We start from the raw sequence: 14,228 nt of genomic DNA, 5'->3' as shown, positions 1-14,228 counted from the left end.
AGTAATCAGGTTGAGTTGAGGTCCCGTGCGTCTTTGCGTCAACAAGCTGTCTGCGCTCGCGCTTCTTCGTCACGTGAGGGCCTCGGGGGAATACGCATCCGCCCAGGTCTGCGGCCTCCCCGAGCCCGATCCCCATCCGCAGCACCGGTGGACCGCGCGGATCATCCCTCATCAGCTCCTCGGTCTCTCGGACCCGCCAAGCAGCTCGCGGCCCGTCTACGTGGCGGTCCCCTCAAAGGGCGCGCGGCCGCTCGCCTCTTTCTTCAAGAACACCCTCTATCTTTCGGGACTTCCCGAGGGGTCGTTTCTCCGGCTTGGGGAGAGCCTTGCGATTCCTTGCCCTGAGCTCCTCTTTGTTGAGCTTGCCACAATCATGAAACCCGCCGCGCTCGGTCTGCTGGGATATGAGCTGTGCGGGAGCTTCTGTCGCGATCCTCTCAATCCTCGGTCTGGAAAGGTCACCCACGGGCTCAGCCCCGTCACAGACGTTGCGAGCATCCGCTCCTTCATAGAAGAGACACACAGGCTCACCGGGACAAACGCGGCGCGGCGCGCCCTTCTCAGCATTGAGGACAACGCCTGGTCCGCAATGGAGGCGACCATTGCGCTGCTCCTCAAGAAGCCCGTCACCGAGCACGGATACGGAATCCGAAGAATCCACCTCAACGAGCGGCAGGACAATCCGTGGGAGCTCGTCAGAAGGGGGTGCGCGAACGCCCGCGTGCCCGACATAGTCCTCGATGACTGTCCCGTGGGCTTTAACTACGACGGGCGCGGGCACCTCGACCTCGAATCGGTTGCCACGGCGGCCGAGAACAAAGACGAGCTTGGCCGCGCGCTGGCCTCCCTCCGTCAGAAGTACGTTGATGATAGGAGGAGGGACCGAGAACTGGCCGCCCAGGGCCGGATTGTCATGTCGGTCGTTTCTGAGGACCTGTTTGACCACGGCGGACTCGACATCGTCATCCTTGAGGCGCTCATGGCATCGGAGCGCCTCGGCGGGCCGCGCGCAAAAGACGTGCTCACCGATGAGGTCTGGGACCCGGAAGAGACGAGGGCGCGGCAGAGGCTCATCTGGTCCCTGCTGCCGTGGGAAGGCGGTGAGTCGCTCGGTCCCTGCTAGCCCACCAACGCCCAATCCCGGCGGGCTCGCCAAAATTAATCCGCCCTGTGGCGCCGGAAGTTAACAAAAGGCCAGTTGGCGTTTTGCCAATGACGCCACAGGGCGGATTATTTATCGGGACCCTCCGAAACACCCTCCGGAGACGCCGTCTCTACACCGGACAAAGGGCGCTCACGTCCGCGGTATCCGCACGGTGAAGCGCGACCCCACCCCCTCGCGCGAGACCAGGTCGATAGTCCCACCGTAGCGCTCGACAATCCATCGGGCGATGGAGAGCCCCAGGCCCGTCCCCTCCTTGGAGACGTCTCGCGCGGCGTCGGCGCGCCAAAAGCGCTCGAAGACATGCGTGGCCTCCTCAGGGGTCATGCCAATGCCCTCGTCGCGCACCGAGTAGGAGACGCTCTCCTCGTCTGCCGAGACCCCCAGGGTCACCGCAGTCCCCGCCGAAGAGTAGCGCGCCGCATTCTGCACCATCACACGAATCGACTGCTTGAGCATCGAGGCGTCGCCTATCACCACGTAGCGCGCATCCTCCGCCGCCTTCCGGCCAAACCCCAACATATAGTCGTGTTCCGAGTCAATCATGGCGGACTCGTCGACCACCTCAAGCACGAGGGCGGCCAGGTTCACCGGCACCCGCTCCAGCACGTTACGGCCCGAGTCCCCGCGCGCCAGGAAGAGCAGCTGCTCGACGAGCTCCTGCATGTGCGCGCCCTCGACCTTGAGGGCGGCAATGGACTCCTCCAGCACGGCGCGGTCATCCTTGCCCCAGCGGTCGAGCATGTTCACGTATCCCTGAATCACCGCAATGGGGGTGCGGAGCTCGTGGCTCGCGTCCGAGACAAAACGGATCTGCTGGAGCTTGGCCTCCTGCATCTGACGCAGAAGCCCATTCAGCGCGACCTCGATGCTCGCAAGGTCCTCCACGCCGGTCGACACCTGGGGCGAGTCCACGCCCGCGCGCTCGATCGCCTGCTCGAGGCTCTCGATCTTGCTCGCGTCTATGATGTCCTTGGAGCCAAGCGCCTCAGCCCGGAGGGCAAGGGCGTTGAGCGGCTTCAGACGGCGGCGCACACGCCTGATGTCCGAGAAGATGCCCATCAGGCTCAGAGCCTCAAGGGCCAGGAGCAGGGCACCGGCAGGCCAGAGGACGAGCAGGTCGCGTCCCACAGGGAAGAACCACTCTCCGCCCGCCGCCGGGACAACCCGGAGCGCAAGCGACCCGAGACCGCTCGAATCAGGTCCAAGGCCCCAGGCGAGGGCGAGCGAGGTACCCTCGGTCGGCACGAGGCCGTGGTACGTCAGCGCGCCCTCCGGCAAGTAGCGAGCATATCCCACCCACAGGGCTGCCAGCACAGCGAGAAGGGCCAGCAGGTCGACGAGCACCCACCGAACGAGGCGCCTCCACCAGAAGCTCCACGCAACGCGACGGGCTATGGACGAAGACCTTCGGGCGGCATCGGGGGCCGAAACCCCTGACGCCTCCTCGGGCTGTCTCGGGCAGTCGGCGCCTGCCGCGTCAGGATTCTCTGACGACATAGCCCACCCCTCGAACGGTAGTGATGAGCTTTATCCCAAAGCGATCGTCGAGCTTTGCTCGCAGATGGGCGATGTGCACGTCGACCACATTGGTCTCGCCCACGTAGTCATAGCCCAGGGCCTCGCGCGCGAGCTGCTCGCGCGTGAGGACGCGACCGACGTGCTCCATGAGGGAGTGAAGCACCTCGAACTCGCGGGCCGTCAGCTCAACGGGCTCGCCGAGGGCCGTCACCTCGTGACGCTCAGCATCGAGCGTCACGCCGCAGGCAGCGAGCGGGCGCGGGGCGGGATCTCCAGACGCCGCGGGAGAGGAGGCCGCATGGCGCTTGAGCGCCACGCGTACGCGGGCGAGCAGCTCCTCGATTGCAAACGGCTTGGTAACGTAGTCGTCCGCCCCGGCGTCGAGCCCGGCCACCTTGTCCATAACGGCGTCTCGGGCCGTGAGCATGATGATTGGCACGTTCTTCTCGCGCCGGACGCGGCGCAGCACTTCCATGCCGCTGAGCTTGGGAAGCAGGATGTCGAGAAGAACGAGGTCGAAGTCATCGCCGAGCGCACGCTCCACGCCAGCGCGCCCGTCCGCAACTCGCTCGACCTCGTAGCCCTCGTGGGCGAGCTCGAGTTCGACGAAGCGAGCGAGCTTCTCCTCGTCCTCGACGAGCAGGATTCTAGTCATGGTCGGAGTCCTCGTCGGCGGGGCCTGCAACGTCGTCGGGGTCTGAACGCTCGGCGCCCTCCATGTCGACTTCCGGCTCGTCGGCCGCGCGTGACGCGCCCTCTTCTGAGGGGCCATCTTCCGCGGGCGCGGCGGGAGTCGCGGGCGCGGCGGGAGGGGCCGGCGTGGTCATCGGCCGCGGCGGGACAGCGGGCGCCGAGGCGGACGGAACAGCCCGAGAAACCGGAGAGGACTCTGCATCAGGCCGCTCTATGCGACAGGCAAAGACAAGGTAGAAGAACCACGCGACGGGAAACGCCAGAATGAGCGGAGTGAGGTTTCCCCAGACATGGTAGTAGCCCTGCAGCGCCTGGGGCACGAGCATCAGCCACGCCGCCGTTCCCAGCACGGTACCCAGCAGCGGCAGCGTCAGGGGCCGATCTCCCCCGCGGCGTGAGACAACCTTGGTTTCCATGCCGCGCCGGATCGCCCGGACAATCGCGTCACGCACGGAACCCAGCCAGCGCGTCAGCACGCGCAGCCCTGACTGGGACGAGCGTGCATAACCAGCTTGAGCGGCGTACATCTCGCCGGAGATGCCCTCCGACGGGGCGGCCGTGGTGACATGCGCGGTCCTCGTCTGGGAGCGACCCTGCGCCTCAAGCCAGACCAGCGCGTCAAGAAGGTCATCCCCGCAGGCATCGAGCGCCTCCTTGGCGTCCGTGTACCCGACGTCGGCCTTCTCGCGCACGAGCTCGACCAGTTCTATTCTCTCCATGGCGACCGCCCCTCTCGTTGCCGGCCAATCTCATCCTGAAACCATGGTCACAGGCCAAGATTAACCGTAGCTTGAGGCGCGGTTAACGTTGTCTTTGGTTTTGCCGCACAAAGAACGGCCGGTCGGGATGCCCCCGGCCGGCCGTATGTAAATTGGGGACTGTCCCCAATTAGCAGACTAGTGAACGGGCTGGAGGCCGGAGCCGGGACCCTGAACCTTGGACCAGGTCTTGGACTGCAGGCCGTGGAGAACGATGAAGCCCTCGGCGGCGGAGTGGTCGAAGGCGTCGCCCTCGTCGTAGGTAGCCAGGTTGTAGTCGTAGAGGCTGTAGGCTGAGCGCACGCCATCCACGAACAGGCCGCCCTTGCAGAGGATGATGCGCACGTCTCCGGTCACGTACTTCTGCGTGTAGGCGTTGTACGCGTCGATGGCGTTGCGGTTCTGCGAGAACCAGAGGCCGCGATAGACGGTCGAGGCCCACTCGACGTCCATCTTTGCCTTCTGCTTGAGCGTCTCGGCATCGAGGCAGAGCTGCTCGAGCGTCTGGTGCGCCTGAATGAGCAGAAGCGCGGCCGGGCACTCGTAGCACTCGCGGCTCTTGATGCCCACGACGCGGTCCTCGATCATGTCGATACGGCCGTAGCCGTTGCGACCGGCGATCTCGTTGGCCTTGATGATGAGGCTGAGCAGGTCCATCTTCTCGCCGTTGATGGCGGTGGGGATGCCCTCCTCGAAGGAGATCACGACCTCCTCCGGCTCGGCGGGGCAGTCCTCGAGGTTGTTGGTCATCGTCCAGATGTCCGCGGGCGGCTTGTTCCAGGTGTCCTCGAGCACGCCGCACTCAATCGCGCGCCCCCAGAGGTTGTCGTCGATGGAGTAGGGCTTCTTCTTGGTGGTGGGCACGGGCACGCCGTTGGCCTCGGCCCACTCCATCTCGGAGTCGCGCGTGGTGAGGTCCCACTCGCGCACGGGGGCGATGATCTCAAGCTCGGGGTCGAGCGCGCGGATGCAGGTCTCAAAGCGCACCTGGTCGTTGCCCTTGCCGGTGCAGCCGTGGGCGATGTACTTGGCGCCGTACTGGTGCGCGATGTCCACGAGGTGCTTGGAGATCAGCGGGCGGCTGAGTGCGGAGAGCAGCGGGTACACGCCCTCGTACTTGCCGTTCGCCCAAATCGCCTTGGAGAGGATCTTCTCGGCGTACTCGGCACGCATGTCGATGGCCTCGGAGGCAATGGCGCCCATGTCGAGGGCCTTCTGCTTGATCCAAGAGAGGTCCTTCTCGTCCTGGCCCACGTTACCGCAGATGGCGATAACGTCGAGGTTCTTCTCGATCTGCAGCCACTTGACGATGACGGACGTATCAAGTCCGCCGGAGTACGCGAGTACGACCTTTTCCTTCTCAGCCATGATGGTTTCCCTTTCGTCCTGGGTGAACTACGTCTTCATAACAATGCCCCGACGTCGCGGGGCGCTGGGCATGGTCTGGCGATAAGAACCGGCATGCGGGAGCGACACGCGACATCTAGGGCGTGATTCGTCGGTTCTGGCGTCGGGTGGCGAGGAGGGCGGCAGCGGGCACGTGCGCGCTGTGAACGTTCATCAACGTTGGCCTCCTCAGTAGTTGAGCGGGCGCGGGCTATTGGTCCGCGGCTGTCTGACGAGGCTGACTATAGGACTTGAACGGGGTCCGACCATCCCCTCGGCGAGAAGTGACTCATTTTTGAAACATTTGCTGACGGGGTGACTGACAGGGGTGACGGGGTCAACCGTCATGAATGATTCATGACGGTTGACCCCGTCACCCCTGTCAGCAAATCAAACGCCTATGCCAGGAGCGCCAACACGCCCGAGAGCGGGGCCAGCCTGACCACGAGCACGCCGTCCCCAATGTGGCAGACGGTCTCCCCATCCGGCGTGGAGCCCCCGTAGCGCTGCCAGTCAGTGTCGAGAAGGACCGTCACTCCGACCGCGCCCTTATCATCTTCAGGCAGCGGAACCGCGTACTCGTGCTCGGCCGAGTCGAGGTTGAAGAGGGCGGCGACCCGCTCTCCCTCGCTCCTGCGCAGGATGGCGGTGCAGCACGGGGCCAGCTGCTCGCAGTCGAGCCACGCAAAGCCGTCTGCGCGGTAGTCGCGCTCCCAGAGCGCGGAGTGCGCGCGATATGCCGCTCCGAGTTCGCGGCGGAAGCGCAGGAAGGCATCGTGCAGGGGATACTCCAGAAGGCACCAGTCCTGCTCGCGCTTCTCGTCCCACTCGCGGAGCTGGGCAAACTCGTTGCCCATGAAGTCGAGCGTCTTTCCCGGATGCGCCACCATGTAGAGATAGAGCGCCCGGGCCTGCGGAAACTTGCCGTCGTAGCCGCCGTTCATCTTCTGGGCAATCGTGGCCTTGCCGTGCACCACCTCGTCGTGGCTCAGAGGCAGCAGATAGCGCTCGTTGGGGAAGTACATCATCGAGAACGTGAGGCGGCCCTCGGCGTGCCGGCGCTCCTCCGGGGACGCCTGGAAGTACGAGAGGGTGTCGTGCATCCAGCCGAGGTCCCACTTGTAGTCAAACCCCAGACCGCCCTCTGCCGTGGGCCGCGTGACGCCAGGAAAGCCGCTCGAGTCCTCGGCGATGAGCATGCAGCCGGGGTGGCGGGCGTGCAGGCCATCGCAGAGCTCGCGCAGGAAGTCGGCGCCCATGCCGTTGACGCCGCGCCTCTCATCGCCCTGCCAGTAGACGATGCGGCTCACGGCATCTAGGCGCAGGCCGTCAAAGTGGTAGGCGCCCAGCCAGAAGTCAGCCGCAGAGGCGAGCAGGCTCCTCACCTCGCCACGCGAGTGCATGAAGTTGTGGCTTCCCCATTCAGAGACGCCCACGGCATCGTTGGGATACTCGTAGAGCGGGGTGCCGTCAAAGTTGGCGAGGCCCCAGGCATCGATAGCAAAGTGAACGGGAACGACGTCCAATATCGCCCCAACCCCTGCCTGGTGGAGGCGGTCAACCAGGCCCATGAGCTGCTCGGGCGCGCCGTAGCGGCTGGTCGCCGAGAAGGGGGCGCAGCCCTGATAGCCCCAGGAGCCGTCGAAGGGATGCTCGGCGAGCGGGAGAAACTCCACATGCGTGCAGCCGAGCTCGTTCACGTACGGGATGAGCAGGTCGGCGAGCTCGTCGTAGGTGTACCACGCGTCCGGGTCCGGCCCCGGCTTTCGCCACGACCCGGCATGGAGCTCGTAGATGCTGAGCGGCCGGTCCTGGCAGGCCGTGCGGGAGGCCATCCATGCGTCATCGGAAAACTCGTAGTGGCCGAGGTCGCACGCCACGGAGCGGTGTGCGGGCCGCAGCTCCATCTCCTGACCATAGGGGTCGCAGTGGTCCTGAAAGCCCCCGTCGCGCAGGTAGATGCGGTACTCGTAGCGGTCCCCCTCGCGCGCGCCGGGGACGTGCGCCTCCAGGAATGCGCCGTTGAGGCAGCGCGTCATGGGCACCTCGCGCGTCTCGCCGTCGGGCGTGCCGAGAAGGACGCTCGCTCCCGAGGCCGCCGGCGCGAGCACGCGGAAGTCAGCACCGTCGCCCGCAAGCCTCGAGCCCATCCAGCGCCATGCCTCGAACTCCCGCCCATCGTAGAAGGCCCTCAGGTCAACGCTCTCCCACGTGCTCATGACCGCCCCCAGCCCCGGCAGCAAGCTTTTCTAAACTACCGTCTATTATTTGACTAGTATCAATATACCCAGAGGTTCCTGAAACGACCATCTACGGCTCTCGGCCTTCGTCCATTACTGGACAGTTCTGACAAGGAGACAAGGAATGGACCTAAGAACGAGAAAGACCCTGAGGTCTCTGCGCGCGGCGTTTCTCGGCCTGAGGAGGGATCGTCCGCTTGCGCGCATCACGGTCCGGGAGCTCTGCGAGCGCGCGGAGGTCAGCAAGGCCACGTTCTACCTGCACTACCACAGCATAATCGATCTCTCGGCCGAGCTGCAGGAGGAGCTCGTGCGCCGGGTGATCGACGAGCTGAAGGTGCCGGGCGCACTCCTTTCAGACCCACGCCGCTTTGCGAGCGAGCTCTTCTCGACGTTCATCGTGCATGGGGACGAGGTTGACACGCTCTTCTCGCGCGGGGAGGAGCATGCCCTCGTGGAGAGCGTCGAGCGCGAGCTGCGTGGGCGCGTCCTGGCAGAGAACCCCCAGCTCGCGGACGATCTTCGCTTTAACGTGCTGCTCACCTATCAGGTGTATGGGAGTCACGCCACCTACATGCGCTACGCGCGCGGGGTTACCGAGAAGGACCGCCAGATTGTCATCGACGCCATCGCCGAGGCTGCCGAGGCCATGGCACGGCTCTGATCTGACAGAGGTTGACAAAGGTGACAGGGTCAACTGTCATGAAAATCATGACAGTTGACCCTGTCACCTTTGTCAACCTCTGTCAGACCTTTTACTCCTCGGCGGCGGAGAGGCTCTGGGTCTCCTCGATCTCCATAATCTGAGCGACGCGACGGGCATGGCGGCCGCCCTCGAATTCAGCGCCCAGCCAGGCGTCGACGATCTGCTTGGCCACCTCGGGGCCAACGACGCGAGCGCCAAAGCAGATGATGTTGCTGTCGTTGTGCCGCTTGGAGAGCTCGGCGGAGTACGGCTCCGAGCAGACGCAGGCGCGGATGCCGTGCACCTTGTTGGCGGCGAGGCTGATGCCGACGCCCGTGCCGCAGATGAGGATGCCCCCATCGACCTCTCCGTCCGCGACGAGGCGCGCCACGCGATAGCCGCTGATGGCGTAGTCGAAGCTCTCGGATGAGTTGGTGCCCACGTCGACGAGCTCCACGTCACCGCGCTCGTTCAGATGCTCGACTACCTCGGCCTTGATGGAAAGCGCAGAGTGATCGTTGCCAATGGCGAGCTTCATGTTCTTCTCCCTATCAGACAGATGAAGAGGGGCTACTCTTGGGCGAGGAGGCCGTCGACGGCAGAGACGATGCCCGCGGCGTCGAGATGGTACTTGTGCAGCAGGTCGAGAGCGGGGCCGGACTCGCCGAAGACGTCGTTCACGCCGAGCTTGCGCAGCGGGACGGGGTGCTCGGCCAGGGCGGCGAGCACGGCGTCGCCCAGGCCGCCGATGACGGAGTGCTCCTCGGCGGTGACTACCCGTCCGGTCTTGGCGGCGCTCGCGAGCAGGAGCTCCGAGTCAATCGGCTTGATCGTGTGGATGTTGATCACCTCGGCGGAAACGCCGCGGGAGGCGAGCTCCTCAGCGGCGGAGAGCGCCTCGCCAACCATGAGTCCGCAGGCCACGATCGTGACGTCGGTTCCCTCGCGCAGGACGATGCCCTTCCCGAGCTCGAACTCGTAGGTATCGCGATCATTGATGACGGGGGTCGCCAGGCGGGCGAGGCGCAGGTACATCGGCCCCTTGTGCTCGTATGCCGCGCGGGTGGCCGCACGCGCCTCTACGTCGTCCGCGGGGACGACGACCGTCATGCCGGGGATGGCGCGCATGAGCGCGATGTCCTCGCAGCACTGGTGGGTCGCGCCGTCCTCGCCCACGGAAAGCCCGGCGTGGGACGCGCAGACCTTCACGTTGAGGTGCGGATAGCCAATTGAGTTGCGCACCTGCTCCCAGGCGCGGCCGGCAGCGAACATGGCGAAGCTGCTCACGAAGGCCGTGCGACCGGTCGTGGCGATGCCGGCGGCGAGGCTCATGAGGTTCTGCTCGGCAATGCCCACGTCAAAGAAGCGGTCCGGATAGGCCGCCTTGAACTTGCCGGTCTGGGTGGAGGCGGCGAGGTCGGCATCGAGCACCACGAAGTCGTCGTGCTCGGCACCCAGCTCGACGAGCGTCTCGCCGTAGCTCACGCGCGTAGCAACCTTCTTCACGTCAGCCATCCTAGAGCTCCTTCCCAGCGGCCTCGAGCTCGGCGAGGGCCTGCTCGTACTGACCGTCGTTCGGTCCCTTGCCATGCCAGTCGACCTCGTTCTCCATGAAGGAGACCCCCTTGCCCTTGACCGTCTCCGCGACGATGCACACAGGCTGTCCGGTGACCTCGCGCGCAGCGGAGAAGGCGGCGCGGATCTGACCCATGTCGTTGCCGTCGGCAAGCTCGATCACGTGGAACTTGAAGGCGCGGAACTTGTCGGCGATGGGCATCGCGGAGTTGACCTCCTCGATGGTGCCGTCGATCTGCAGGCCGTTGTGGTCCACGACCAGGCAGAGGTTGTCCAGCTGGTGGTTGCCAGCGAACATCGCGGCCTCCCAGACCTGGCCCTCCTCGATCTCTCCGTCGCCGAGAATGGCGAAGACGCGGTAGCCGTCGTTCCAGACCTTGGACGCAAGCGCCATGCCCACGGCGGCCGAGACTCCCTGTCCGAGGCTGCCGGTCGACATGTCCACGCCCGGGGTGTCGTTCATGTTGGGATGACCCTGCAGGTGGCTGCCAATGTGGCGCAGCGTCTCGAGATCCTCCTTGGGGAAGTAGCCGCGCTCGGCGAGCACGGCGTAGAGCCCGGGTGCCGCGTGGCCCTTGGAGAGGACGAGCCTGTCACGGTCCGCCTTGGCGGGGTCCTTCGGGTCGATGTTCATCTCCTCGAAGTAGAGATAGGTGAGGATGTCGGCGGCGGACAGCGAGCCGCCGGGGTGTCCCGACTTGGCGGCGTGGGTGCCCACGACGATGCCCTTGCGGACCTCGTTGGCAACCTTCCTGAGCTCGTCATCGGTCATGTGTTCTCCTTCTCGGGTGTCTGCGGGGGACGGCCTGCGCGGCGGCGCTAGGCCTGGGTGACCTTCTTCCAGTCAGCCTCGAAGCTGGCGAGGCCCTGGTCGGTGAGCGGGTGCTTGAGGCACTTCTTGAGAGCGCCAAACGGCACGGTGGCGATGTCGGCGCCCATGAGCGCGGCCTGCGTCACGTGATGCGGCGTGCGGACGGAGGCGGTGATGATCTCGGGGCCGCCCTCCTCGTCCCAGTACCCGTAGGTGTAGTTCTTGACCGCGGTGACCACCTCGGCAAGGTGGTCGAGGCCCTCGTCCCCGATGTCGTCGAAGCGACCGACGAAGGGGCTAATGTAGCGCGCGCCGGCGCGGGCGGCGAGGAGGGCCTGCGGAGCGGAGAAGACGAGCGTCATGTTCACGCGGATCCCCTCGGAGGCGAGCTGGTGCGTCGCGGGCAGGGACGCCTCGCAGATCGGCAGCTTGACCACGATGTTGGGGGCAAGCGCGGCAAGGCGGCGACCTTCCTCGACCATGGCCTCGGTCGTCGCGGCGGTGGACTCGGCCGAGACCGGCAGGCCCTCGCAGATCTGGCAAATCTTGACCATATGCGGCTCGAAGTCGGCGAGCTTGCCGCCCGTCTTGGCGTAGAGGGACGGGTTGGTTGTCACGCCGGACAGAACGCCCCAGCTCGCCGCCTCGCGAATCTCGTCGAGGTCGGCGGTGTCGATGAAGAACTTCATGACGTTCCCCTTTCTGCCCGGCGCCTCGCGCCGGTCATCCGTCCCAACTGGCATCGTACATAGTAGACGTGCGTTTCCCTCATGAGCATGGATACCGAGAAACACCACTACACGGCATGATACACGGCATGGGGTCAAACGCGGGCGAGGTCGGCGTCTTGGGTTGATAATCGCCCCTCTTTACACCCCTCTTCCTCGACTTGGTTTGAATTCCCGAGCGGCGCGGCCCAAATGGCGAGAAGGGCGGGCGGGCCGGAGGTTCCTGGAAACGACGTGCGCACGAAAGCAGGCCAGAGACCAAAACGGCCTCTGGCCTGCCATAGTGCGATGGTGCGCCCTCAGGGGTTCGAACCCTGGGCCTTGGGATTAAAAGTCCCCTGCTCTGCCAGCTGAGCTAAGGGCGCGCGCTGACGATTCTATCACGGAGTCGCGTGCTACTCCCAGGCCCACTGGCCGTTCACGAAGACGGGTGTCTCCGTTCCGTCGGCGGCAACGCCGTAGATGTTCATGTCCTCCGAGCCGATCATGAAGTCGACGTGCGTGCTGCTCTGATTGACGCCGCGGGCGAGGAGGGCGTCCTTGCTGAGGCTGACCCCACCGGCGATGCACTCGGGAAAGCCCATCCCCAGGGCCAGGTGACAGCTTGCATTCTCGTCATAGAGCGTGTCGTAGAAGAGCGTGTCGCTCTGACGGATGGGAGTGTTCTTGGAGACGAGCGCCACCTCACCGAGCCGGCGGGCGCCCTCGTCGGTCTCGAGGATGTGCCGGAGCACCTCCCTGCCCTGCTCGGCACCATAGTCGACCACGCACCCACCCTCAAAGCGCAGCCAGAAGTCCCGCACGATCTGCCCCGAGCGCACGAGCGGCATGGACGAGTAGACGATGCCCTCAGCGCGCATGCGGTCGGGCGAGGTGAAGACCTCCTCGGTGGGGATGTTGGGGAAGAAGGTCACGCCGGACTGCGTGCGCCCCGCGCCGCCATCCCAGATATGGCCGTCGGTGAGCCCCACCGTGAGGTCGGTGCCGTTGCTCGACTCATAGCGCAGCGCGTCGAAACGATGGGAGTTGAGGTAGCGCTTGGTCTTCTCGAAGGAGGCGTTGTGGGTCTCCCAGGCGCTCTCGGGGTCCTCCCCGTCCGCTCGGGAAACCTCGAGGATGAGCCTCCACAGGCGGTAAACCGCCTCGGAAGGGGAGGCGTCGGGGAAGACCTCGCGCGCCCAGGCCTCGACGGGGACCCCTGCGATGCACCAGGCATTGCGGCCAAAGTCCATGCCGTCGCGGAAGGATCGGCACTCGGTGTTGCGCGCCTTGGACGCCGCGGCCGGCTTGGCAGGGTCGATGCCCTTGAGGGCCGAGGGATCGGACCCCTCCAGGAAGAGGAACGCCGCGCCGTCCTCGGCGAGGGAGTTCAGCTGCTCCACCTGCCAGGAGGGCGTGTGCTCGAAGAACGAGAGGGGGCAGTTCTCATACGTGAGACGGGACACGACGTCGTCCGCCCAGATGACGGTCACGTGGCCCGCCCCGGCGCGATAGGCCGCCTCGACCACACGCCGCGCGAAGTCAGCGCGCTCGACGGGAGCCTGGAGAACGAGCTCCTGGCCCTCGCGCAGGGAGACCCCCTTCCTCACGAGCAGGGTGGCATAAAGGTCGAGCTGACTGGAGAGGGCCTCGGTCGCGACGCGGCACTCCTCGTCGGTCATGGGCAGAGGTGACACGATGCTGTTCCTTTCGACAATCTCATGCGGGCGCGCGTCGCGCGCATAAAGGTTCTACCCACATGGAAAGGGCCCCTTTCGGGGCCCTGACAATTTCTGGAGCGGGCAACGGGACTCGAACCCGCGAATGTCAGCTTGGGAAGCTGATGCCTTACCACTTGGCGATGCCCGCTTGCGAGAGCTGATTCTACCACACTCTGCCGAGAGGAACGGTGGCACCTCAGGCGTCCACGCGATGCGCACGAGCGAATCAAAACCCCTGGGCTCGGCCATCTCCCTCTTGGCCCGGCCTCTCGATAGGTCCTTTGCCCTCCCGTGCGCAGCGGCGGCGAGCAAGGGGATAGACTGGTGTCCTGCATATTCAATCAAGCCGGCGGCGCGGGACCGTGCGCCGCCGCGATGGGAGTCCTCATGAGCGCTGCCCAGATTTGCCGCATCGGAGCGGCCGTGGCCCTTCTCTCCGTGTCCGCCATGGTGACGGTGCCGCTTGGGCCTGTCCCCTTCACCCTCCAGACGCTCGTGCTCGCCATGCTTCCTCCCATTCTCGGCGGGCGGGGCGCGGTCTCCGCGGTGGGGCTCTACCTGCTCGTGGGAGCGCTCGGGCTCCCCGTGTTCTCGGGATTCTCGGGTGGCGTGGGCCAGCTCATAGGGCCAACGGGCGGCTTCCTCTGGGGTTTTCTGCTCGGGACCGCCCTCGGCGCCCCGGCTCTTCTCCTTCGCGTGCTACCCGAGTCCGCCCGCCACGCCATATGTGCCGTGGTGATGCTCGCCACCTCCTATGCGCTTGGGACGGCGCAGCTCGCCGCCTACCTCTCCGTCTCACTTCCTGCGGCGGCGCTCTCGGCAGTCGTTCCCTTCGTGCTCCCCGACGTCATCAAGCTCGGCGTTGGGGTGGCCGCGGGGCTGCGCGTGAGGCACGCTCTCGGTGGCCCGTCGGCCCTGACGAGCGCCTAGGTCCCGCTCGGCGGAGAACCCATGGAGGGCGGACGTCCC

The 14,228-nt window shown here is 65.6% G+C and carries 13 protein-coding genes and 2 tRNA genes; 3 read left to right on the top strand and 12 right to left on the bottom strand.

Annotation, left to right across the window (positions count from 1 at the left end; all coding sequences use genetic code 11):
- Positions 1-220 precede the first annotated feature (220 nt).
- On the top strand, positions 221-1,123 hold the full coding sequence (locus BQ7391_RS02210) for a hypothetical protein (RefSeq protein WP_129583893.1): 903 nt from the start codon (positions 221-223) through the stop codon (positions 1,121-1,123).
- Between the two features lie 171 nt (positions 1,124-1,294).
- Here the strand turns inward: BQ7391_RS02210 and BQ7391_RS02205 are convergent, their stop codons facing one another.
- The 5 genes from BQ7391_RS02205 to glgB form a co-directional block, all read right to left on the bottom strand.
- The gene (locus tag BQ7391_RS02205; RefSeq protein ID WP_083662049.1) at positions 1,295-2,662 is read right to left on the bottom strand and encodes a sensor histidine kinase; all 1,368 of its coding nucleotides are present in this window, start codon (positions 2,660-2,662) and stop codon (positions 1,295-1,297) included.
- The gene (locus tag BQ7391_RS02200; protein WP_075279111.1) at positions 2,643-3,338 is read right to left on the bottom strand and encodes a response regulator transcription factor; all 696 of its coding nucleotides are present in this window, start codon (positions 3,336-3,338) and stop codon (positions 2,643-2,645) included. Before BQ7391_RS02200 ends, BQ7391_RS02205 begins: the two co-directional genes overlap by 20 nt.
- Positions 3,331-4,095, bottom strand: a complete 765-nt coding sequence (locus tag BQ7391_RS02195) for a UBA domain-containing protein (protein ID WP_075279110.1) — start codon at positions 4,093-4,095, stop codon at positions 3,331-3,333. Before BQ7391_RS02195 ends, BQ7391_RS02200 begins: the two co-directional genes overlap by 8 nt.
- Before the next feature lie 177 nt (positions 4,096-4,272).
- Positions 4,273-5,502: an argininosuccinate synthase gene (locus tag BQ7391_RS02190; protein WP_075279109.1), complete on the bottom strand. Its 1,230-nt coding sequence runs from the start codon at positions 5,500-5,502 to the stop codon at positions 4,273-4,275.
- A gap of 416 nt (positions 5,503-5,918) precedes the next feature.
- Positions 5,919-7,739: a 1,4-alpha-glucan branching protein GlgB gene (glgB, locus tag BQ7391_RS02185; protein WP_075279108.1), complete on the bottom strand. Its 1,821-nt coding sequence runs from the start codon at positions 7,737-7,739 to the stop codon at positions 5,919-5,921.
- A 145-nt stretch (positions 7,740-7,884) separates the two neighbouring features.
- On the opposite strand from glgB, the gene BQ7391_RS02180 reads away from it, so the two are divergent.
- Positions 7,885-8,424: a TetR/AcrR family transcriptional regulator gene (locus BQ7391_RS02180; RefSeq protein WP_075279107.1), complete on the top strand. Its 540-nt coding sequence runs from the start codon at positions 7,885-7,887 to the stop codon at positions 8,422-8,424.
- 91 nt (positions 8,425-8,515) lie between these two features.
- On the opposite strand, the gene rpiB is transcribed toward BQ7391_RS02180, so the two are convergent.
- The 7 genes from rpiB to BQ7391_RS02145 all read right to left on the bottom strand — a co-directional run bounded on the left by rpiB (position 8,516) and on the right by BQ7391_RS02145 (position 13,407).
- Positions 8,516-8,983, bottom strand: coding sequence for a ribose 5-phosphate isomerase B (rpiB, locus tag BQ7391_RS02175; protein WP_075279106.1), 468 nt, complete (start codon positions 8,981-8,983; stop codon positions 8,516-8,518).
- 32 nt (positions 8,984-9,015) lie between these two features.
- Positions 9,016-9,960, bottom strand: a complete 945-nt coding sequence (locus BQ7391_RS02170) for a transketolase family protein (protein WP_075279105.1) — start codon at positions 9,958-9,960, stop codon at positions 9,016-9,018.
- Between the two features lies 1 nt (position 9,961).
- Positions 9,962-10,792: a transketolase gene (locus BQ7391_RS02165; RefSeq protein WP_075279104.1), complete on the bottom strand. Its 831-nt coding sequence runs from the start codon at positions 10,790-10,792 to the stop codon at positions 9,962-9,964.
- 47 nt (positions 10,793-10,839) lie between these two features.
- On the bottom strand, positions 10,840-11,520 hold the full coding sequence (locus tag BQ7391_RS02160) for a transaldolase family protein (protein WP_075279103.1): 681 nt from the start codon (positions 11,518-11,520) through the stop codon (positions 10,840-10,842).
- Between the two features lie 328 nt (positions 11,521-11,848).
- Positions 11,849-11,924, bottom strand: a tRNA-Lys gene (locus BQ7391_RS02155).
- Positions 11,925-11,954: 30 nt separating this feature from the next.
- On the bottom strand, positions 11,955-13,235 hold the full coding sequence (locus BQ7391_RS02150; protein ID WP_408033460.1) for an aminopeptidase: 1,281 nt from the start codon (positions 13,233-13,235) through the stop codon (positions 11,955-11,957).
- Between the two features lie 97 nt (positions 13,236-13,332).
- Positions 13,333-13,407, bottom strand: a tRNA-Gly gene (locus BQ7391_RS02145).
- Between the two features lie 239 nt (positions 13,408-13,646).
- On the opposite strand from BQ7391_RS02145, the gene BQ7391_RS02140 reads away from it, so the two are divergent.
- Positions 13,647-14,189 carry a biotin transporter BioY gene (locus tag BQ7391_RS02140; protein WP_075279101.1) on the top strand — a complete coding sequence of 181 codons (543 nt, stop codon included), beginning with the start codon at positions 13,647-13,649 and terminating at the stop codon, positions 14,187-14,189.
- The last annotated feature ends 39 nt before the right edge of the window (positions 14,190-14,228 follow it).

Origin of the sequence: Thermophilibacter provencensis (assembly GCF_900128445.1) — a bacterium.
Lineage (GTDB): Bacteria > Actinomycetota > Coriobacteriia > Coriobacteriales > Atopobiaceae > Thermophilibacter > Thermophilibacter provencensis.
The sequence above is the reverse complement of the archived record's forward strand: the minus strand, read 5'-3'. Positions and strand labels throughout refer to the sequence as shown.